Source organism: Allobosea sp. (genome assembly GCF_017308015.1).
GTDB lineage: Bacteria > Pseudomonadota > Alphaproteobacteria > Rhizobiales > Beijerinckiaceae > Allobosea.
The window spans coordinates 68,603-89,287 of sequence record NZ_JAFKFW010000022.1; the positions used below are offsets into that span (position 1 = coordinate 68,603).

At 66.1% G+C, this 20,685-nt stretch carries 19 protein-coding genes and 1 pseudogene; 16 read left to right on the top strand and 4 right to left on the bottom strand.

The genetic code is table 11. From position 1 onward, the window contains the following. Window positions 1-243: 243 nt before the first annotated feature. Window positions 244-909 (bottom strand): GntR family transcriptional regulator, encoded by a 666-nt coding sequence (locus J0I42_RS17775; protein WP_291656691.1) that lies wholly within the window; start codon window positions 907-909, stop codon window positions 244-246. 51 nt (window positions 910-960) lie between these two features. Continuing rightward, the gene (locus J0I42_RS17780; RefSeq protein ID WP_291656693.1) at window positions 961-2,367 is read right to left on the bottom strand and encodes a flagellar biosynthesis protein FlgA; all 1,407 of its coding nucleotides are present in this window, start codon (window positions 2,365-2,367) and stop codon (window positions 961-963) included. Between the two features lie 150 nt (window positions 2,368-2,517). Here J0I42_RS17780 and J0I42_RS17785 point away from each other — a divergent pair, with 150 nt between their 5' ends. From J0I42_RS17785 to J0I42_RS17810, 6 genes are all read left to right on the top strand, one after another. Further along, window positions 2,518-3,552 (top strand): 4-hydroxythreonine-4-phosphate dehydrogenase PdxA, encoded by a 1,035-nt coding sequence (locus J0I42_RS17785; RefSeq protein WP_291656694.1) that lies wholly within the window; start codon window positions 2,518-2,520, stop codon window positions 3,550-3,552. A 72-nt stretch (window positions 3,553-3,624) separates the two neighbouring features. Next, a complete protein-coding gene (locus J0I42_RS17790) occupies window positions 3,625-4,620 on the top strand; it encodes a Bug family tripartite tricarboxylate transporter substrate binding protein (RefSeq protein WP_291656695.1) in 996 nt (331 codons plus the stop codon). Window positions 4,621-4,812: 192 nt separating this feature from the next. After that, window positions 4,813-5,301: a tripartite tricarboxylate transporter TctB family protein gene (locus J0I42_RS17795; RefSeq protein ID WP_291656696.1), complete on the top strand. Its 489-nt coding sequence runs from the start codon at window positions 4,813-4,815 to the stop codon at window positions 5,299-5,301. Window positions 5,302-5,319: 18 nt separating this feature from the next. Beyond that, the gene (locus J0I42_RS17800; RefSeq protein WP_291656697.1) at window positions 5,320-6,831 is read left to right on the top strand and encodes a tripartite tricarboxylate transporter permease; all 1,512 of its coding nucleotides are present in this window, start codon (window positions 5,320-5,322) and stop codon (window positions 6,829-6,831) included. A gap of 54 nt (window positions 6,832-6,885) precedes the next feature. Then, window positions 6,886-7,803, top strand: a complete 918-nt coding sequence (locus tag J0I42_RS17805) for a dihydrodipicolinate synthase family protein (RefSeq protein ID WP_291656698.1) — start codon at window positions 6,886-6,888, stop codon at window positions 7,801-7,803. 132 nt (window positions 7,804-7,935) lie between these two features. Continuing rightward, complete coding sequence (locus tag J0I42_RS17810; protein ID WP_291656699.1) at window positions 7,936-8,655, top strand: ribonuclease activity regulator RraA; 720 nt, start codon at window positions 7,936-7,938, stop codon at window positions 8,653-8,655. 28 nt (window positions 8,656-8,683) lie between these two features. On the opposite strand, the gene J0I42_RS17815 is transcribed toward J0I42_RS17810, so the two are convergent. After that, window positions 8,684-9,157 (bottom strand): hypothetical protein, encoded by a 474-nt coding sequence (locus J0I42_RS17815; RefSeq protein WP_291656700.1) that lies wholly within the window; start codon window positions 9,155-9,157, stop codon window positions 8,684-8,686. Between the two features lie 215 nt (window positions 9,158-9,372). Here J0I42_RS17815 and J0I42_RS17820 point away from each other — a divergent pair, with 215 nt between their 5' ends. The 9 genes from J0I42_RS17820 (at window position 9,373) to ccoS (ending at window position 18,032) form a co-directional block, all read left to right on the top strand. After that, complete coding sequence (locus J0I42_RS17820; protein ID WP_291656701.1) at window positions 9,373-10,029, top strand: helix-turn-helix domain-containing protein; 657 nt, start codon at window positions 9,373-9,375, stop codon at window positions 10,027-10,029. Between the two features lie 126 nt (window positions 10,030-10,155). After that, window positions 10,156-11,826, top strand: a complete 1,671-nt coding sequence (ccoN, locus tag J0I42_RS17825) for a cytochrome-c oxidase, cbb3-type subunit I (RefSeq protein ID WP_465247692.1) — start codon at window positions 10,156-10,158, stop codon at window positions 11,824-11,826. A gap of 13 nt (window positions 11,827-11,839) precedes the next feature. Then, window positions 11,840-12,604 (top strand): cytochrome-c oxidase, cbb3-type subunit II, encoded by a 765-nt coding sequence (ccoO, locus tag J0I42_RS17830; protein ID WP_291656702.1) that lies wholly within the window; start codon window positions 11,840-11,842, stop codon window positions 12,602-12,604. A gap of 11 nt (window positions 12,605-12,615) precedes the next feature. Next, window positions 12,616-12,771, top strand: coding sequence for a cbb3-type cytochrome oxidase subunit 3 (locus J0I42_RS17835; RefSeq protein WP_055728507.1), 156 nt, complete (start codon window positions 12,616-12,618; stop codon window positions 12,769-12,771). Between the two features lie 4 nt (window positions 12,772-12,775). Then, window positions 12,776-13,663, top strand: coding sequence for a cytochrome-c oxidase, cbb3-type subunit III (gene ccoP, locus J0I42_RS17840; protein ID WP_291656703.1), 888 nt, complete (start codon window positions 12,776-12,778; stop codon window positions 13,661-13,663). Between the two features lies 1 nt (window position 13,664). Then, window positions 13,665-15,119: a cytochrome c oxidase accessory protein CcoG gene (ccoG, locus tag J0I42_RS17845; RefSeq protein WP_291656704.1), complete on the top strand. Its 1,455-nt coding sequence runs from the start codon at window positions 13,665-13,667 to the stop codon at window positions 15,117-15,119. 20 nt (window positions 15,120-15,139) lie between these two features. Beyond that, on the top strand, window positions 15,140-15,661 hold the full coding sequence (locus J0I42_RS17850; RefSeq protein WP_291656706.1) for a FixH family protein: 522 nt from the start codon (window positions 15,140-15,142) through the stop codon (window positions 15,659-15,661). A 2-nt stretch (window positions 15,662-15,663) separates the two neighbouring features. Next, entirely contained in the window at window positions 15,664-17,862 is a 2,199-nt protein-coding gene (locus J0I42_RS17855; protein WP_291656708.1) for a heavy metal translocating P-type ATPase, read from the top strand. Continuing rightward, window positions 17,859-18,032 carry a cbb3-type cytochrome oxidase assembly protein CcoS gene (gene ccoS / locus J0I42_RS17860; RefSeq protein ID WP_291656710.1) on the top strand — a complete coding sequence of 58 codons (174 nt, stop codon included), beginning with the start codon at window positions 17,859-17,861 and terminating at the stop codon, window positions 18,030-18,032. The genes J0I42_RS17855 and ccoS overlap by 4 nt, the downstream gene beginning before the upstream one ends. Window positions 18,033-18,265: 233 nt before the next feature. Here ccoS and J0I42_RS17865 read toward each other — a convergent pair whose 3' ends face one another. Next, complete coding sequence (locus tag J0I42_RS17865) at window positions 18,266-18,787, bottom strand: hypothetical protein (RefSeq protein ID WP_291656713.1); 522 nt, start codon at window positions 18,785-18,787, stop codon at window positions 18,266-18,268. A gap of 186 nt (window positions 18,788-18,973) precedes the next feature. Here J0I42_RS17865 and J0I42_RS17870 point away from each other — a divergent pair. After that, a pseudogene (locus tag J0I42_RS17870) lies at window positions 18,974-20,685 on the top strand (DNA translocase FtsK); the annotation flags it as partial.

A 20,685-nucleotide genomic window follows, 5' to 3' on the forward strand; every position in this document is an offset into this window, starting at 1 on the left:
GGTGAACGGCCCCGTTGTATCGGAAGCTTCGTGGGCGGAAGTCCCCGAGCTGCCTTGTCTACAGCTTATTGAAAGAAAAGGAGCGCGGATAGCCGTTTCGGCGGGCGCCAAGGCCGGTGCCGGGGGCAGCGTAAACGATTGTGCAGGAATGGATTCGGCTGGAGCGGGAGGGTTGTGTGGTCGCCGCGGGCTTATTCGAAAGTCTTAAGGCCTCCAGGCGATCCCGATGGTCCCTGCCGGCCCTCAGAGAACCTCACGTACCCGCACCAGGGTCGTGTCCATGTGGCGGCCGATCGCCTCGGACAGGGCGTCCGCGTCGCGTCTGAGCAAGGCCGCCATCATGTCCTGGTGTTCTGCGACCGCGCCCGCCCATTTCTCAGGGCCTTCATTGCCGACGAAGCGCAGCCGCTTGATCCGGGCCTGCAGGGTCGTATGCATCTCGGCCAGCACGGCGTTGCCGGATGCTGCGACGATGGCGCTGTGGATCGCCTGGTTCAGCTTGAAATAGTCGAGCCGCTCGCGCGTCGCGTAGAGCGCGAGCATGTCCGCGTGCAGCTTGTGGATCGCCTCGATCGTCGAGTCGCTGGCCTGCGCACAGGCGATGCGGCCGCCGAGCTGCTCGAGGCTTTTGATGACCTCGAGGATGTCGGCGAGATCGCGCGCCGAGAATTTCCGGACGATCGCGCCCTTGGCCGGCAGAATCTCGACGAGCCCCTCGCTGGCGAGCGTCTTGATCGCCTCGCGCAAGGGCGTCCGCGACACGCCGAGCTGGGCGCCGACCTGGCCCTCGTTGATGCGCTGGCCGGGTTCCAGGCGCCCTTCGATGATCATGTCGCGCACACGCTCCAGCACCTCGTCATGGAGTGTGCGGCGCGTGATCGGGATATAGTTGGCCGCCGTTTCGCTCATCGTTGCTCCCGTGTTCCGGCCTCTCCGTTACGGCATGCGCCTTCCGTGCTGTCAAACGGGCGCGCCGTTCCCGAGGGAAAACAGCGCATCCTGCCGCCGGCGCATTGCCAGCAACCCGGAATCCTCGGGGATTGCGACATCGCCGAGGCGGATCGGCTGGCCGGTCTTGACGGGGCGGACGAGAATTCGGTCGGCCACGAGGTAGAAGGGGGCGGGGCGCTCGGCTGCGAGCGCCGTCGCCGGCCGCACCTCGGCTCCGACGCCGTCGATGCTGTGATGATGCCCGCCCATCGTGAGCACCGTCCCGGCCGCGAGGTCGCATTGCGCGACCGCGACGAGGTCCTGCCGCGGCTGGTAGTCGTCGCCATAGCCCGAGCGCCCGAGAACGGCTGCATCGAGAATGGACGTCGCAACCTCGACGCCCAGCAGGTGGCGCGGCAGGTAGAGCGCCGCCGTTTTGCCGCTGCGGCTGACGACATGCCCCTTTCCGGCAAGCATCTCCCAGGTTTCGGCATTGTCGCAACGTACGACGATGAAGACGCCGCCGGCGAAGCTGGCTTCCTCGGCCAGTCGCAGATGGTGGAACACGTCGATCCGGCGCGTGCCGCCCGTCAATCCGCCTTCGGCGCGCTCCGCGAACAGATCGGCCAGCTCGGGAATGCGGGCGGGCGGCGCATGGAAGCCGGCCGCGTCGGCGGAAAAGTTCAGGGCATTGGCGACGAGCGTCATCTCGCAGAGATCGGGTACGGCCCTCAGGGGAAAGGCCTCGCCGAGGATGCGCGCGCGTTCCGCCGCGTTGGCGACGATCGAGCGCGAGCCCGGAAGCCAGTGTTCGCGCAGCGTCGGCAGGGCGCGGGTCACGCCGTTGCAGGTGACATGGCCGGTCGCGGCATCGAGGATGAAATCGTACTCGCTCGACTTGCCGGCCGCGATGATTTCGAGGCCGATGACTTCGGCCCAGCTCGCCAGCGCGATCAGCAGACTCGGCTGGTCGCCATCGACCGGAGTCACCACGACGCCGTTGTCGCGGGCGAGCCGCGCCAGCCCCGGCCCGACGACGCTGTCTGCCTCCTTCGAGACCAATGCGACATGGCGGCCCGCCTCGATCGCGGCGAGGCTGTGCCGCGTCGCGGCTTCGGGGCTGCCGGTCGCTTCGACGAGGAGCGTGAAAGGCAGCTCCATCGCGACATCGAGGCTCGCCGCGGCGACGCAGCGTCCGGCATTCCAGGCAGCCTTCGCTTCGGCCTGGGTCGTGCACAGCGCGATTTCGCCAGGCTCAAAGCCGGCTGCAGCGAAAGCCTTGCCCGCCGCTTCGGCGGTTACGTCGACTGCGATGCGCGCATTGACCAGCCGCGTCCGGCGCGACTGCGCGAGATAGCTGCGCCCGAAGCTGCCGCTGCCGACGAGGCAGGTTTCGACCGGTTCGGTGATCCCCGCGTAGTGCGCATGAAAATTCATCGGCCCTCCTCCGGCGCGGCTTGATCGATGCACTGCGCCGGTCGGAGGAGTACAGCAATCTTGATATGCTGCATACAGCATACTTGAGCGGTCGGGCCGCCTGTGTTAGCCAACGGGCCAGACGAGCGGACAGGCAGCGGAGTGGCGGCCATGAATGAGCGCACGAATGACGCCTTGCCGGTGATCGCCGTGGCGATGGGGGATCCTTCCGGCATCAGTCCCGAATTGACGGCCCGTATCCTGTCCGAAGCCGATCTGCGCGCCGCTGCCCGCTATGTTGTCTTCGGCGACAAGCGCCTGCTCGATCTCGGCATCGAGGACGGCGGTGTCGATCCGCAGGTTCAGGTCGTGAAGGACGGCGAGGCGCTGCCGCTCGGCGACAGGCCGGTCTTCGTCGATCTCGCCAATCACGACCCCGCCGATCTCAAGCGCGGCACGGCGACGCTCGCGGGCGGCAAGGCTGCGACCGAGAATTTCCGCCGCGCCTTGCGGTTCGCGGCCTCGGGCCAGGCCGGCGCGGTGTTCTTCACGCCCTTCAACAAGGCGGCGATGCGCTTCGCCTATCCCGGCTATGACGACGAGATCCGCTTCGTGCGCGATGTCATTGGCTTCGAGGGCGCGGCGAGCGAGTTCAACATCCTCGACAGGCTCTGGAACGCGCGCGTCACCTCGCATATCCCGCTTTCCGAGGTGGCGCAGAACATCACGCAGGAGCGCATCCTGCGGGCGCTGACGCTGGCGGATGCCAATCTGCGGGCGGCCGGCTTCAATCCGCCGCGCATCGCGGTCGCGGGCATCAATCCCCATGCCGGCGATGGCGGCAATTTCGGGCGCGACGAGATCGAGACGATCGAGCCGGCAGTGAAGGCCGCCAAGGCGAAGGGCTTCGTCGTCGAGGGGCCGTTCCCGTCGGACACGGTCTTTCTTCGAGCGAAGAACGGCGATTTCGACGCCGTGCTGACGATGTATCACGACCAGGGCCAGATCGCGATGAAGCTGATCGGCTTCGACCGCGGCGTCACCCTGATCGGCGGCTTCCCGTTCCCGATCTGCACGCCGGCCCATGGCACGGCCTACGAGATCGCGGGCAAGGGCGTCGCCAATCTCGGCGCGACGCGCGCGGCGCTCGCGCTCGCCATCAAGATGGCCCGGGACGGAAAGGGCAGCGCCCGCGCCGCCGCCTGATTTTTCCAAGTATTTTCGACAAAGCCGCCGGCAAGAGCGGCCTCGCAAGATCAAAACCCAGGGAGAGAAACCATGAAGACCATCGCTATCTCGGCTGCATTTGCCGGCGCGCTCACGCTTGGCGGCGTCGGCGTCGCCCAGGCCTGGGAGCCGACCAAGCCGATCGAGTTCGTCGTGACCTCGGGCGCCGGCGGCGGCACCGACAATTTCGCCCGCATCATCCAGTCGATCATCACCAAGCACAAGTTCACCGAGCAGCCGATCGTGGTGGTGAACAAGGGCGGCGGCTCCGGCGCCGAGGGCTATGTTTACGGCAAGAGCGCCAAGGGCGATCCGAACCGCGTCATCTTCGGCACCAACAATGCCTATCTGCTGCCTTACGTCGCCAAGCTCGGCTACAAGTTCTCGGACCTGACCCCGGTTGCGGCGCTGGCGCTCGACGAGTTCCTGCTCTGGGTCAAGGGCGATGCCCCTTATGCCGACGCCAAGGCCTATATCGAGGCGGTCAAGGCCAAGCCGATGGGCTTCAAGATGGGCGGCAGCCAGTCGAAGGATACCGACCAGACGCTGACCTCGATGATCCAGGACGCAACCGGCGTGAAATGGATCTATGTGCCGTTCCAGGGCGGCAGCGCCGCGGCCGTACAGCTTGCGGGCGGCCATATCGACTCCAACACCAACAACCCCAACGAGAATATCGGCCAGTGGAAGGCCGGGCAGGTGAAGCCGCTCTGCGTGTTCTCGCCGGTGCGTCTCGCCAAGGGCGAACCGGTCTTCGAGGGCAAGGGCTGGGGCGACATCCCGACCTGCAAGGAGGCGGGCCTCCCGCTCGAGACCTTCCAGATGCCGCGCACCGTCTGGCTGCCGGCTGACGTCCCGGCCGATGCCGTGGCCTATTATGCCGGGCTGCTGGAGAAGGTCTCCAAGACGCCGGAATGGCAGGAATTCGTGACGCGCACCGCGCAGACCGGCAAGTTCATGAAGGGCAAGGAGCTCGCCGATTTCGTCGCCAAGGACGAGGCTGCCAACAAGAAGGTCTTCGAGAACGAAGGCTGGGTCGCGAAGTAAGGTGGGATCGGCGCGTGCCGGTCGACCTCGGAAACACGCGGTCATCCCGGGCTTGACCCGGGATCCATGCCGGAACCTTCATCGGGTCCGCTCAGGCATAGGTCCCGGATCTCCGCATCGCTCCGTCCGGGATGACACGCCTCTCCTTATAGCCGTGCCTTCCCGCCGCTCCCGCAAGGAGGAATCCACCGCATGATCACCCGCTTCTGGGCAGAGATCGGGGCGGCCGTCCTGACGCTGGTCTTCGGGCTCGTCATCGTGAAGGGATCGCTGGAGTTCGGCATCGGTTGGGATACGTCCGGCCCGCAGCCCGGCGCCTTTCCGTTCTATGCCGGAGCGCTGATCGCGCTGGCGAGCCTCGGCACGATCGCCGTGACGCTTGGACAGCGCGTCGCCGGAAAAGTCTCGCTCGCAGAGGCTTTCCTCGACGCCGAGCGCGGCAAGCGGGTGCTTGCCTTCCTGCTGCCGCTCGTCGCCTTCGTCGTGCTGAGCGCAACGCTCGGCATGTATGTCGCGACGATCCTCTATCTCGTCTTCGCGATGCGCTTCCAGGGTGGCTATGGCTGGCTGCAGAGTCTTGGCACCGCCTTCGTGACGGCGGCGTTCTTCTATTTCGCGCTCGAGAAATTCTTCCAGATCGGTCTGCTCAAGGGGCCGATCGAGCCGCTCATCGGTCTCTGAGACGGCGGGGATATCAGCATGGATAACATCGCCAACCTGATGCACGGCTTCTCGGTCGCGCTCACCACGCACCATGTCCTGCTGATGATGGCGGGGGTCCTCCTCGGGGTGCTCGTCGGCGTCCTGCCGGGGCTCGGCGCGCCGAACGGCGTCTCGCTCCTGCTGCCGCTGACCTTCTCGATGGACCCGGTCTCGGCCATCATCCTTTTGACCTCGCTCTACTGGGGCGCGCTTTTCGGCGGCTCGACCACCTCGATCCTGTTCAACATTCCGGGTGAACCTTCATCGGTGGCGACCACGTTCGACGGTCACCCGATGGCCAAACAGGGCAAGGCCACCGAGGCACTGTCCTTCGCCTTCCTCTCGGCCGGCTTCGGTGCCATGGCCGGTGTCATCCTGATCACGCTGCTCTCGGGCTGGGTCGCGAAATTCGCTTTGCGCTTCTCCTCGCCCGAATATTTCGCCGTCTATTTCATGACCTTTGCGAGCTTCATCGGGCTCGGCGGCGCCTCCCCCTTCAAGACCGTCGTCTCGATGGCGATCGGCTTCGCGCTGGCGACCATCGGCATGGACTCGGTCTCCGGCAATGTCCGCCTCACCTTCGAGTTCGACGTGCTGCTTGCCGGCGTCAGCTTCCTGATCGCGGTCATCGGGCTCTTCGGCATCGGCGAGTTGCTGCTGACCATGGAGGAGGGGCTGAAATTCGAGGGTGTCGCCGCCAAGGTGCGCATCGGCGATGTGCTGCGGACCGCGGCGAAGCTCCCGCGCTACTGGCTCGCCCTGCTGCGCTCCTCGCTGATCGGCATCTGGATGGGCATCACGCCGGGTGGGCCGACGGCAGCCTCGTTCATGAGCTACGCAATGGCCAAGCGCTCCTCGCGCCAGCCCGCGAAATTCGGCAAGGGCGAGCCCGAGGGCGTGATCGCGCCCGAGACCGCCGACCATGCCGCCGGTTCCGCTGCCATGCTCCCGATGCTGGCGCTCGGCATTCCCGGCTCGGCGACTGCGGCCGTGATGATGGGCGGCCTGATGATCTGGGGCCTCAATCCCGGCCCGACGCTCTTCACCGACAGGCCGGATTTCGTCTGGGGCCTGATCGCCTCGATGTATCTCGGCAATGTCGTTGCGGTCGTGGTCGTGCTGGCGACGGTGCCGCTCTTCGCTTCGATCCTGCGCATTCCCTTCTCGATCATCGGGCCGGTCATCGTGGTGATCTGCTTCATCGGCGCCTTCACCGCTGCCAGCAAGGAATTCGACATCTGGCTCGCGCTGGTCTTCGGGCTCGTCGGCTATCTCTTCAAGAAGCTCGACTACCCGATCGCACCGCTCGTGCTCGCGATGGTCATCGGCGACAAGGCCGAGGATGCCTTCCGCCAGTCGATGATCTTCAGCCAGGGCTCGCTTTCGATCTTCTGGTCGAACCCGCTGGTTTCGACGCTGATGGCGATCGGTCTGGCTCTGCTGATCATGCCCGTCGCCGGCTCGGTCGCCCGCCGTCTGCGCGGCGTTAAGGCCGCCAGTACTGTCTGATACCTGCCCCACTCCTTCGCCGTCCGACCTGCCAGCCACCGACGAGATGACGCCATGACCGAACCCTACAAGGGCATCCTGCCGATCGCGCCGACCATCTTCCACGAGAATGGCGACCTCGATATCGAGGGCAACAAGCGCGTCATGGACCTGATGGTCGATCAGGGCGTCGACGGCATCTGCATCCTCGCCAATTATTCGGAGCAGTTTCTGCTGACCGACGAGGAGCGCGACCAGGTCATGCGCCTCTCGCTGGAGCAGGTTGCAGGCCGCGTGCCCGTCATCGTCACGACATCGCATTTCTCCACGCGCATCGCTGCCGCCCGTGCCAGGGCCGCCGCCGATGCGGGCGCGAGGATGCTGATGATGATGCCGCCTTATCACGGTGCGCTGCTCAAGGCTGACGAGCAGGGCATGATCGAGCATTTCCAGGCGGTCGCCGATGCCTGCGGCATTCCGATCATCCTGCAGGATGCGCCGCTTTCGGGCGTCACCATGACCGTGCCCTTCATGATCCGGCTGGCGAGGGAGGTTCCGCTCGTCCGCTATTTCAAGATCGAGGTGCCGGGTACGGCGAACAAGCTGCGCGCGCTGATCGAGGCCGGCGGCGATGCCGTGGTCGGCCCCTTCGACGGCGAAGAGGCAATCACGCTGATGGCCGATCTCGACGCCGGTGCCACCGGCACGATGACCTCGGCGATGATTCCCGATCTCATCAAGCCGATTCTCGCTGCCCATGCCGCGGGTGACCGCAAGCAGGCTGCGGCGCTCTACGCCCGGGTCCTGCCGATCATCAACTATGAGAACCGCCAGTGCGGCCTGCGCGCGACCAAGACCGTGATGAAGGAGGGCGGCGTGATCCGTTCTGACGCCGTGCGCCACCCGCTGACGCCGTTGCATCCGAAGACCCGCGAAGGCCTGATCGAACTCGCGCGCGAGCTCGACCCGCTGGCGCTGCGCTGGGGCAAATAGGCGGGCATCTCCGAAGCGGGGGCGGGTTGCATTTTTCGCATCCCGCTTCGCCTTTACAAAGCGGGTCGTAACGCGGGAACCTCCGCGCCGCCTGCCGGCCGGCGGGAAACCACGGACGGAAAAGGTGAACGCATGCCCAGTCTCAAGCCGGAAACCCGCGAGAAGCTCCGCACGGTTTCCGTCGCCACGCTCTGCACCGCCCTGTTCAAGCGTGGGCTGCGCAACCAGTTCATCCAGGACGTCCGCCCGCTCAATCCCGATGCGGGGACGATGGTCGGCGAGGCCTTCACCCTGCGCTACATCCCGGCGCGCGAGGACCTGAATCCGCTTTCCGTCTTCCAGGACCGCGCGCATCCGCAGCGCAAGGCGGTCGAGGACTGCCCGCCCGGCGCCGTGATGGTCATCGACAGCCGCAAGGATCCGCGCGCGGCCTCGGCCGGTGGCATCCTCGTCTCACGGCTGATGAAGCGCGGCGTCGCCGGTGTCGTCACCGATGGCGGCTTCCGGGATTCATACGAGATCGCGCGGTTGCCTTTCCCGAGCTATCACAACCGCCCCTCGTCCCCGACCAACCTCACCCTGCACCAGGCGATCGAGATCAATGGGCCGATCGGTTGCGGCGATGTCGCGGTCTTCCCGGGCGATATCGTGGTCGGCGACGCCGAGGGCGTCATCGTCATCCCCGCGCATCTCGCCGACGAGGTCGCGGCTGAAGCCGTCGAGATGACCGCCTTCGAGGATTTCGTCACCGAGGAGGTCCTGAAGGGCCGCTCGATCCTCGGCCTCTACCCGGCGACCGAGGAGCAGACCAAGGTCGATTTCGCCGCATGGCGAAAGGTCAATGGCCGCTGATCCGGGCCCGCTTCCGACTTGAGGCAGGTCAATTGCAGGCCGTCGGCGCCAGCCGCGCCCGGCCGAGCACCATCATCCGGTCGACCTGGAAGCCCGAGCGCTGCAGCGCGTCATGGTCCTGAGGCCAGGCGGCCGAACGCTCGAGCGAGATCGCGATCCGCGGCAGGTCGAGCTCGATGGCGAGCTGGTTGGCGAAGCGCAGCAGCGCATTAACGAGATAGGTTCCCGGCAGCCTCAGCATCGCGAGCTCCGATATCTCCAGCGCCGTGCCGCCCGTGATCGTCTGGGCGACGCGGAATGTGAAGACGGCATGCGGCATGGCGCGCGCGTCACGCAGCGCGAAGACTCCGCGCGGCCGCGCGCCATCCTGCGAATTGTCGCGCACGAATTCGGCCCAGCCTTCCGGCGTCACCTCGGGATGCAGCATCGCGACGAGGCTGAAGACCGTGTCGGCGCCGGCCGGCGCTATGCGCGCGACCTCGAAGATATCATCGCCAGTCACGAACGCTCTCCAGAATGGGGGAAACGCACCGTGATTGCGGGGCTGGCCAAGGCGCATTGATTTGGATCAAATCGACAGCCTGCGGCCGGAAGCGCACTTTGTCGCCTCGCGCGCATGCGGTATGGTCCGCTGATGATCAGAAAGGTGCGATCGTGAACTGTCACCCCACGGCCTGCAGTGCTTCGACCTGCGCTGAAGGCGGCTGCCGCAGTTGCATGGTGCGTCTCGTCAGCGTCTGCGCGTCCCTGACGGATGATGAGCTCGCGCTGCTGGAATCCCTGGCGCATCCCACGCAGTTCGCTGCGGGAGCGACGCTGTTCACGCAGGGGCGCGAGGCGCATTCGGTCTACAACGTCACGGCCGGCGTCGTGCGCCTCTACAAGCTCCTGTCGGACGGCCGTCGCCAGGTCGTCGGCTTCGCGCTGCCGGGAGACTTCCTCGGGCTCGCCATGCGCGATGCCTATGGCTTCTCGGCCGACGCCATCGGCGAGGTCTCGGCCTGTGCCTTCTCGCGGGGTGCCTATACCGCGCTGGTCGACGCCAAGCCGCACCTGTTGAAGCGGCTCCATGAATTCGCCACCCATGAGCTGACGCTCGCTCATGAGCAGATGATGCTGCTGGGCCGGCGGACGGCCGAGGAGAAGCTGATCTGCTTCCTGCTCGGCATGCAGCAGCGCTGGGCGCGGCTCGGCAAGCCTTCGGTCACGGTTCCGCTGCCGATGACGCGGCAGGACATCGCCGATTTCCTCGGGCTGACCATCGAGACCGTGAGCCGCACCTTCACGCGCCTCGCCCGCGAGAAGACGATCCTGATCGTCCCCGGTGGCGTGCGCGTGATGAACCCCGAGCGCATGAGCGCGGTCGCGGCCTGAGCCTGCGCTACCGCGCCGCACCCTGCGCGGTGCTCCCGTTGACCTGAATCAACGCCGCGCCTTTTCCCGTTCGATAAGCCTCCCGCGAAGGGCGCGCTCATGCGCCGGAGACGAAGCGGGAGTCGAATGGTGACGGCAACGGCAAGCCCTGTCAGGCAGGCGACTGTCGGCGAATTGTTGGGGATGCTGATCGCGGCGGCCTGTGTGCTGCCTCTGATCGTCATCGCGGCGCTGACCGAGAGTTCCGGTTACGCCTTCCACGCCATGCTCGGCGTCCTCGCCTCCGTCGCGGCCATCGTTCTGATCGCCAATCGCTGCTTCGACGGAACCGTTGCGGTCGAGCCGCAGGAAATCGACGGCAAGCCGAACTACAACATGGGGCCGGTGAAGTTCGCGACCGTCGCCTCGATGGTCTGGGGCATCGCCGGTTTCACGGTCGGGCTCATCATCGCGCTCCAGCTCGCCTTCCCGGCTCTCAATTTCGATCTGCCCTGGACCAATTTCGGCAGGATGCGGCCACTGCACACCTCGGCTGTGATCTTCGCCTTCGGCGGCAACGTGCTGATCGGGACGTCCTTCTATGTCGTGCAGCGCACCTGCCGCGCGCGGCTGGCCGGCATCCTGTCACCCTGGTTCGTCGTGCTCGGCTACAATTTCTTTATCGTCATCGCCGGCACCGGCTATCTGCTCGGCATTACCCAGAGCAAGGAATATGCCGAGCCGGAATGGTATGCCGATCTCTGGCTGACTGTCGTCTGGGTCGTTTATCTGCTGGTCTTCCTGGGCACGGTGATGAAGCGCAAGGAGCCGCATATCTATGTGGCGAACTGGTTTTATCTCGGCTTCATCCTGACCATCGCGGTCCTGCATGTCGGCAACAACGTCGCCGTGCCGGTTTCGCTGCTGTCGCCGCGCTCCTATGGCCTCTGGTCGGGCGTGCAGGATGCGATGTTCCAGTGGTGGTACGGCCATAATGCGGTCGGCTTCTTCCTCACTGCCGGCTTCCTCGCGATCATGTACTATTTCGTGCCCAAGCGCGCGGAGCGGCCGATCTACAGCTACCGGCTCTCGATCATCCATTTCTGGGCGCTGATCTTCATCTATATCTGGGCCGGCCCCCACCATCTCCACTACACTGCGCTGCCGGACTGGGCGCAGACGCTGGGCATGACCTTCTCGATCATGCTGTGGATGCCTTCCTGGGGCGGCATGATCAACGGCATCATGACCTTGTCCGGCGCCTGGGACCGGCTGCGTACCGACCCGGTGCTGCGGATGATGGTGGTCTCGCTCGCCTTCTACGGCATGTCGACCTTCGAAGGTCCGCTGATGTCGATCAAGGCGGTCAACGGCCTGTCGCACTATACCGACTGGACCATCGGCCACGTCCATTCCGGCGCGCTCGGCTGGGTCGCCTATATCTCCTTCGGCGCGATCTACTGCCTCGTGCCCTGGCTCTGGAATCGCAAGGGGCTCTATTCGCTCAAGCTGGTGAGCTGGCACTTCTGGATCTCGACGCTCGGCATCGTCTTCTACATCACCGCGATGTGGGTCTCCGGCATCCTCCAGGGCCTGATGTGGCGCGCCTACACCGCGCTCGGCTTCCTCGAATATTCCTTCATCGAGACGGTTGCGGCGATGCATCCCTTCTACGTGATCCGCGCGCTGGGCGGCGCGCTCTTCCTGATCGGCGCGCTGATCATGGCTTTCAACCTCTGGATGACCGTGCGCTCGGAGAGCGCGGCCGAGATGCCGCGCACCGACGAGGCGCCGGCGCCGCTGGCCATGGCCGTCTGAGGAGTTCCGGGCAATGACGAGCATCGAACACAAGCCCGTGCGCAAGTCGCTCTGGGCCAAGCACAAGATCTTCGAGACCAACTCGATCATCCTGGTCATCGGCGTGCTGCTGGTGATCTCGGTCGGCGGCCTCGTCGAGATCGCGCCGCTCTTCTACCTGAAGAACACGATCGAGACGGTGCAGGGCATGCGCCCCTACACGCCGCTCGAGCTGGCCGGCCGCGCGATCTATGTCCGCGAGGGTTGCTACAACTGCCACAGCCAGATGATCCGGCCGCTGCGCGACGAGGTCGAGCGCTACGGGCATTACTCGCTCGCGGCCGAGAGCATGTACGACAAGCCGTTCCAGTGGGGGTCCAAGCGCACCGGTCCGGATCTCGCCCGCGTCGGCGGGAAGTATTCCGACGAGTGGCAGCGGGCGCATCTGGCCGAGCCGCGCGCGGTCGTCCCGCAATCGATCATGCCGGGCTATCCCTTCCTGGCGAAGACCGAGCTGAAATACAGCGACATTGCGGACGAGCTGCGCGCCAACCGCGCCGGCGGTGTGCCCTACACGGACGAGATGGTCGCCCAGGCGCAGAGCGACCTGAAGGCGCAGGCGACACCGGATCATCCTGGCCAGTCCGATCTGGAGAAGCGCTACCCGAAGGCGCAGTCGCGCGATTTCGACGGCGACCCGCAGCGCATCACCGAGGCCGACGCCCTGATCGCCTATCTCCAGGCGCTCGGCACGCTCGTCGACTTCAAGCTCTACGACGACAAGGCCAACATCCGCTGAGCGAGGCTGCCATGCAAACGACCTATCACTGGCTCGCCGGCTTCGCCCAGTCCGTCGGCCTTCTCTACTTCGTCGCCGTCTTCCTCGGCGTCTGCGTTTACGCCTTCTGGCCGAAGAACCGCGCCCGCTTCGAGCAAGCTGCGCTCAATCCGCTGCGGGAGGACTGAGATCATGGACCAGAAGAACCACGACGCTCCACATATCGACCCGCATACCGGCATCGCCACGACCGGCCATGAATGGGACGGCATCCGCGAGCTCAACACGCCGCTGCCACGCTGGTGGCTCGGCATCTTCTACGCGAGCATCCTCTGGTCGATCGGCTACTGGGTCGTCTATCCCGCCTGGCCGCTGCTGACCGACACCACCAGGGGCGTCATCGGTTATGCCAGCCGCGCCGATATCAGCGCCGACATGGCGCAGTTGAAGGCGCAGCGCGCGGTCCAGGCAGCCGGGATGGCGGATGCGACCCCCGCCCAGATCAAGGCTGACCCGACCCTGTTCCAGATCGCCATGGCGCAGGGCAAGGCCGCCTTCGGCGACAACTGCGCCGCCTGCCATGGCGTCGGTGGCGCCGGTGCCAAGGGCTATCCGAACCTGAACGACGACGACTGGCTTTGGGGTGGCTCGCTCGAAGCGATCCAGCAGACCATCGTCCACGGCATCCGCGCTGCCGGCAACGACGAGACGCGGGTGAGCCAGATGCCGGCCTTCGGCCGCGACGGCATGCTCAAGCGTGACGAGATCGTCGCCGTTGCGAGCCATGTCCGTGAGCTCGCCGGCCTTCCGACCGAGCCCAAGGCCGATCTGGCGCTCGGGCGCAAGCTCTTTGCCGACAACTGCGCCTCCTGTCATGGCGAAGCCGGGAAGGGCAATCCGGAGATGGGCGCACCGAACCTCACCGACGCGATCAGCCTCTACGGCATGGATATGGCCTCGCTGACCGAGACCATCGCGAACAGCCGCAATGGCGTGATGCCGGCCTGGGGCGGTCGTCTCGATGCGACGACGATCAAGGCGCTGACCGTCTATGTCCACTCGCTGGGGGGAGGGCAGTAGCGTGTGCACCGCCGGGGCCGATCCAGACGACATCCCGCTCTTCGCGGCGTCGCGGAAGGTCTATCCGCAGAGCGTGTCCGGCCCGTTCCGGCGCGCGAAATGGGCGATCCTGTTCCTGTGCCTCGGCATCTATTACCTGCTGCCGTTCCTGCGCTGGAATCGCGGCCCGCACCTGCCGAGCCAGGCGGTGCTGGCCGACATCGCCAATGGCCGCTTTTATTTCTTCTTCATCGAGATCTGGCCGCAGGAGGTCTATTATTTCACCGGCCTGCTGATCCTGGCCTCCTTCGTCCTGTTCCTGATGAATGCTCTCGCGGGCCGGGTCTGGTGTGGCTATCTCTGCCCGCAGACGGTCTGGACCGATCTGTTTCTTGCCGTCGAGCGCTTCTTCGAGGGCGACCGTCGCGAGCGCATGCGCCTGGATGACGCGCCGTGGAGCTTCGACAAACTCTGGCGCAAGAGCGCCAAGCACGCGGTCTGGATTGTCATCGCCTGGTGGACCGGCGGGGCCTGGGTGCTTTATTTCGCGGATGCGCCGACGCTGGTGCGGGAGCTCGCGACCTTCACCGCGCCGCTCTCGGCCTATGTCTGGATCGCGATCCTCACCTTCACGACCTATACGCTCGCCGGCATCATGCGCGAGCAGGTCTGCAAGTTCATGTGCCCCTGGCCGCGCATCCAGGCGGCGCTGACCGACGACGAAGCGCTCAACGTCACCTATCGCTACGATCGCGGCGAGCCGCGCGTCTCGGTCAAGCAGGGATTGCGGCTGAAGGCGCAGGGTGCGCTGGCCGGCGACTGCATCGATTGCCATCAATGTGTGGCGGTTTGCCCCGTCGGCATCGACATCCGCGATGGCGCCCAGCTCGACTGTATCCAGTGCGGGCTCTGCATCGACGCATGCGACACCGTGATGGCCAAGGTCGACCGGCCCAAACGCTTGATCGCCTACGACACGGAGACCAACGTCAAGCGCCGGCTGGCCGGTCTGAAGGCGATCTACCGCCCGTTCCGGGCACGCACGGCGATCTATGTGACGTTGATCGTCGTGGTCGGCGGGGCGATGCTCTGGCAGCTCGCCACGCGCCGCACTGCCGATATCTCGGTCCTGCATGAGCGTGCGCCGCTTTTCGTGACGCTGAGCGACGGCTCGATCCGCAACGCCTATGCGGTCCGCCTGCTGAACAAGCGCCCGGAAGTCCGTCCTTTCGCGCTGACCGTGGACGGCTTGCCCGGCATCCGGATCGAGGTCGTCGGCGTCGTGCAGACTGCCGATGTCAGGCCGGTCGTGACGGTCGATCCCGATTCCTCGCGCGAGGTGCGCGTACTCGTCACCGTGCCGGCCGGCGTCCCGTTGGAAGCGTCGCAGGCGATCACCATCACCGCCTCGGATCTCTTCGCCGGGGAGACCGTGCGCGCCGCCGACCACTTCATGGCGCCCGGAGCCAAACCATGAGCTGCTGCGGAGTTTTTCTGATGTCCTGCGACACCCCTGCCGCCCCGCGCTCGCGCCGCCCCTTCGAATTGACCGGCTGGATGGTCGCGGCGATGCTGGTGCTGTTCTTCGGTGTCATCGTCTCGGTCAATGCGACGATCCTGACGGTGGCACTGCGCACCATGCCGGGCGTCGAGACGAAGAGCGCCTACGAAACCAGCCAGCATTTCAACGAGGAGATCGCCCGCCAGCACGAGCGCGACGCGCGCGGCTGGAAGGCTGTGGCCACCCTCGCGCGGCAGGGCGAGGGCGCCTCGCTTGGTGCAACCCTGGCGGATCGCGCCGGCCAGCCTCTCTCCGGCTTCACGGTAACCGGGCGCTTGCGCCACCCCGCCACTTCGGCGCGCGATCACGCGGTCGCGCTGAACGAGCGCCAGCCCGGCCGTTATGAGGCGAATGTCGAGCGCATCGAGGCCGGCTCCTGGATTCTCGAATGGCAGGCGAAGCGCGGCGAAGAGGTCGTGTTCGTCTCGCGCAGCCGCGTCACCCTGCCGGAGAAGTGATAATGGCGGCGCAGGATCTCTCCGTCTTCGTGCGCCATCGCGATGGCGGCATCGCCAGCATGGAACTGGCGGTCGACGGCATCCGCTGCGCCGGCTGCATGCAGGCGATCGAGAGCGGGCTCGGCCGCGAGCCCGCCATCCTCGGCGCCCGCGTCAACCTCGCGCTGAAGCGCGTCTCGGTCGAATGGCGCGAGGCGCTGCTCAGGCCGGAGGCGGTGGTCGACAAGCTCGGCGCGCTCGGCTTCAAGGCCTACCCTTTCGTCGCCGAGAGACAGGAGGACGATGCGGTCGCGGAGGAACGCAGCCTGATGCGCCGGCTCGGCGTCGCCGGCTTCGCCTCGATGAACATCATGCTGCTCTCGGTCGCGGTCTGGGCCGGAAATAGCGGCGATATCGACCCGACGACGCGTGATTTCTTCCACTGGCTCTCGGCTCTCATCGCCCTGCCGACGGCGGCCTATGCGGGCCGTCCCTTCTTCGAGAGCGCGCTCAGGGCGCTGAAAGCCGGCGCGGTCAACATGGACGTGCCGATTACCATTGGCGTTGTGCTGGCGCTCGTCATGTCCGTCGCCGAAACCTGGACCCATGGCCGCCATGCATATTTCGACGGCGTGGTGATGCTGCTCTTCTTCCTGCTGATCGGCCGCTATCTCGACCAGCTCATGCGCCGCCGTACCCGCGATCTCGCCGGCAATCTCGCCGCGCTCAAGGCCGAGACCGCAACGAAACTCGCCGACGACGGCAATTGGACGATCACGCCGATCGCAGCGATCGCACCCGGCGACCGCGTCCTCGTGCGTCCGGGCGAGCGCGTCTCGGTCGATGGCATCGTCGAGGCCGGCCGCTCAGAGCTCGACCAGAGTCTCGTCACCGGCGAGACGGCGCCCGCCGCGATCGGTGAAGGCGAGCGCGTCCATGCCGGCACGCTGAATCTCACGGGCGCCCTCACCATCCGCGTCGAGGCGGCTGGTCAAGGCACGTTGCTCGACGAGATCGACCGCCTGATGAGTCAGGCCGTCGGCAGCCGCTCGCGCTATGTCCGCCTCTCGGACCGCGCCGCGCGCCTCTATGCGCCGATGGTTCATACCCTCTCGGCCGTGACCTTCCTCGGCTGGCTTGCCTGGGGGCTCGCATGGCCCGAGGCACTGATGATCGCCGTGACCGTGCTGATCATCACCTGTCCCTGCGCGCTCGGGCTGGCGATTCCCGCAGTGCAGGTCGTGGCGGCTTCCGCCCTGTTCAAGCGCAAGATCATGCTGAAGGAGGGAGACGCTCTGGAGCGCCTCGCCGAGGCCGATATCGCCGTCTTCGACAAGACGGGAACGCTGACCCTGCCGGAGCCCGACATTCTCAATCCTGAGGCATTGGCGCCTGAGCGCCGGGCCGAGATCGGCGCGCTCGCTGCGGCCAGCACCCACCCGCTGGCGCAGGCTCTGGCCCGCGCGCTCGGCAACACCTCTCCACGAACGGATGTTCGCGAGGAGCGTGGGCAAGGGCTGTCGGCGGGGAAGGGCGATGACGAGCAGCGCCTCGGCAGCCTTGTCTTCTGCGATGCCGAAGCCGAGGCGGTTTCGGTGAAGACTCTGCATCCGGGCGCTTCGCTGATAGCCTATCGCCACGGCGCCTATCGCACCGTTCTGGCGCTGGGGCAGAGCCTGCGTCCGGACGCGCGCGCGACGATCGACGCCCTGCGCGCGGCGGGGTTGGAAATCGCGATCCTCTCCGGCGACCGGGCGGAAGCGGTGGCGCCGATCGCGGCCGAGCTCGGCATCGCGCATGTCCAGGCCGGGCTGCTGCCGGCCGACAAGCTCAACCTGCTCGACAGCATGGCGGCCAACGGACGCAAGGTGCTGATGATCGGCGATGGACTGAACGATGCGCCGGCGCTGGCGGGCGCGCATGTTTCGCTCTCGCCTGTCAGCGCCACCCATCTCGCGCAGGCGGCGGCCGATATCGTCTTTCTCGGTGACAGCCTCGCACCGGTCGCGGCCGCACTCGGCATCGCACGGAAGGCGCGCGGTCTGATGCTGCAGAATCTCTGGTTCGCGGTGCTCTACAACGCGGTCGCGGTTCCGATCGCGATCGCCGGGTTCGCGACTCCCCTGGTCGCCGCCGTCGCCATGTCGGGCTCGTCGCTGGTGGTGACCCTCAACGCCCTGCGCGCCCGTGGTCGCAAGGCCTTTTGGGAGGCAGAGGCATGAACATCATCGTGATCCTGTTCCCCCTTGCACTGGGGCTCGGCCTTTTGGGGCTGGGCGCCTTTTTCTGGTGCATGCGATCAGGCCAGTTCGCTGATCTGGAAGGCGCTGCCTGGCGCGTGCTTCAGGACGACGACGCTGCCGTACCGCCCTCGGAAAAGCAGGCGCGCTGACGCTTGCTACGAGCCTGAGCGCGCCACCTTCGGACACCGAAAGCGAGGCCTCCGGAACGGTCTCTTAACCCTGCCGGGCTAGGACTGGGTCTCAGGTTAACGAAGCGTAGTGTTCGCCTAAGCCCATGCAAAAACCGGATCGTCTCCGCCGCGCGAACGCCGTGGCTATCGAGGATAATCGCCTCGCTCAATCACAGCAGACCGCGCTGCCAGAAAGCCCGGAAACCCCTGCCTCAGAGCCGCTTTACAGCGAGCCGGCATCGTCCAGCCTCTGGCCGACCTATGTCCGCCCCTCGCGTGCTGCTGACGTCCAGCGGAAGCTTGCGCAGGCCGAGCGGGAGCTCTCTGTTTCGCCGGTCCTCGGACAGCGATTCGACATCAGCCTGTCTCCGAACGCGTCTGCACAGGGCGAGAGCCGCGTCCGTTTCTGGCGCACGCCGGACCACTTGATCAGACAGGTCTGGGGCGCCCCCGGTGACGAGCCGGCGCCCGAACAGGCAATGGACGAGCCCGCCGATGTCGAGCTGACCTTCGACGCTGACGAGAACGCCTTCGTCGATGAGATGCAGCCTGCCGAAATGGCTGTCGAGGCTTCCGAGGAGGCCGATGCCTTCCCGGAGCTGGACGTCGCGACGCCGCTCGATTTCATCTCGGATCACGCCTTCTGGGAATGCGTGCCAGAGGCCGAGCGCGACGATGCCGATTTCGCATTCGAAGCCGTCGCTTCGTCGACGATGCCGGACGCAACGCTTCATACCCCGGTCATGACCTTCGACGAAGAGCCGCAGGTCGCCGTGCGAGAAGCCGTGCCGTTGGCGATGACGGCCCCGGTCGTTGCGCCCGCCTGGTCCGGTTTCGGCTGGGGCCAGAGCTATCAGGTAAGCTTCCAGATCACCGCGCCGTCCTGGTCTGTGCCGGCGGCTGAAGAGCCTGTTGTCGAGGATGAGGCTCCTATTCCGGCCGAACCCGTTGCTGCAGCAAAGCCCGGCGTACCACTGGCGCGCAGTACACGGCCTGTGGTCGAGCCCAAGCCTGTGTTGTCCAGGCCCGCTCAGCCCGAGCCCGCTCGGCCTGAACCCATTCGTCCCGAGTCGGTCGCGGTCGAGTCCGCCAAGGTGACGCCGTTCCGGGCCAAGCTCCGCCTCGTCGAATTGCCCGTCGTGCAGGATGCCGGCTTCCAGCTTCCGCCGATCGAGTTCCTGGCCGAGCCGCCGCAGGCGCAGGCCGAAACCATGCCGGTCGAGATGCTCCAGCAGAATGCCGGCCTGCTCGAAGGCGTGCTCGAGGACTTCAACATCCGCGGCGAGATCGTCCAGGCCTGCCCCGGTCCGGTTGTTACGCTTTACGAACTCGAACCAGCTCCCGGCACGAAATCCTCCCGCGTGATTTCCCTGGCGGACGACATCGCGCGTTCGATGAGCGCTGTGTCGGCACGCGTCGCGGTGGTTCAGGGCAAGAACGCGATCGGGATCGAGTTGCCCAACACCCGCCGCGAGACCGTCTTCCTGCCAGGATTTCGAGGCAACCAAGCACAAGCTCGCGCTCTGCCTCGGCAAGACCATCGGCGGCGAGCCGGTGATCGCCGACCTCGCCCGCATGCCGCATCTGCTCGTCGCCGGCACCACCGGCTCGGGCAAGTCCGTCGCCATCAACACCATGATCCTGTCGATCCTCTACCGGCTGAAGCCGGAAGAGTGCCGCCTGATCATGGTCGATCCCAAGATGCTCGAACTCTCCGTCTATGACGGCATCCCGCATCTGCTCACCCCCGTCGTCACCGATCCCAAGAAGGCGGTCGTCGCCCTCAAATGGGCGGTGCGCGAGATGGAGGAGCGCTACAAGAAGATGTCGAAGCTCTCGGTGCGCAACATCGACGGCTTCAACGCCAGGGTCGGCGAGGCCAAGGCCGCCGGCGAGGTCATCACGCGGACCGTCCAGACCGGCTTCGACAAGCATTCGGGCGAGGCGATCTACGAGGAGGAGGTCATGGACCTCGAGCCTCTGCCCTATATCGTCGTCATCGTCGACGAGATGGCCGACCTGATGATGGTCGCCGGCAAGGAGATCGAGGGCACGATCCAGCGCCTCGCCCAGATGGCGCGCGCCGCCGGCATCCATGTCGTGCTCGCCACGCAGCGCCCCTCGGTCGACGTCATCACCGGCACGATCAAGGCGAACTTCCCGACCCGCATCTCCTTCCAGGTCACCTCGAAGATCGACTCGCGCACGATCCTGGGCGAGATGGGGGCCGAGCAGCTGCTCGGCCAGGGCGACATGCTCTACATGGCCGGCGGCGGCCGCATCACCCGCGTCCACGGTCCCTTCGTCTCGGACAACGAGGTCGAGAAGGTGGTCGCCCATCTCAAGACCCAAGGGCGGCCGCAATATCTCGACGCGGTCACCTCCGAGGAAGACGAGGGCGGGGAGGACGAGGACGGCGCCGTCTTCGACAAGACCGGCATGGGCTCGGCCGAGAGCGACGACCCCTACGAGCAGGCGGTCGCGGTCGTGCTGCGCGACAAGAAGGCTTCGACCTCCTACATCCAGCGCCGCCTCCAGATCGGCTACAACCGCGCCGCATCCATCATGGAGCGCATGGAGAACGAGGGCATCGTAGGACCAGCAAACCACGCCGGAAAACGCGAGATCCTCG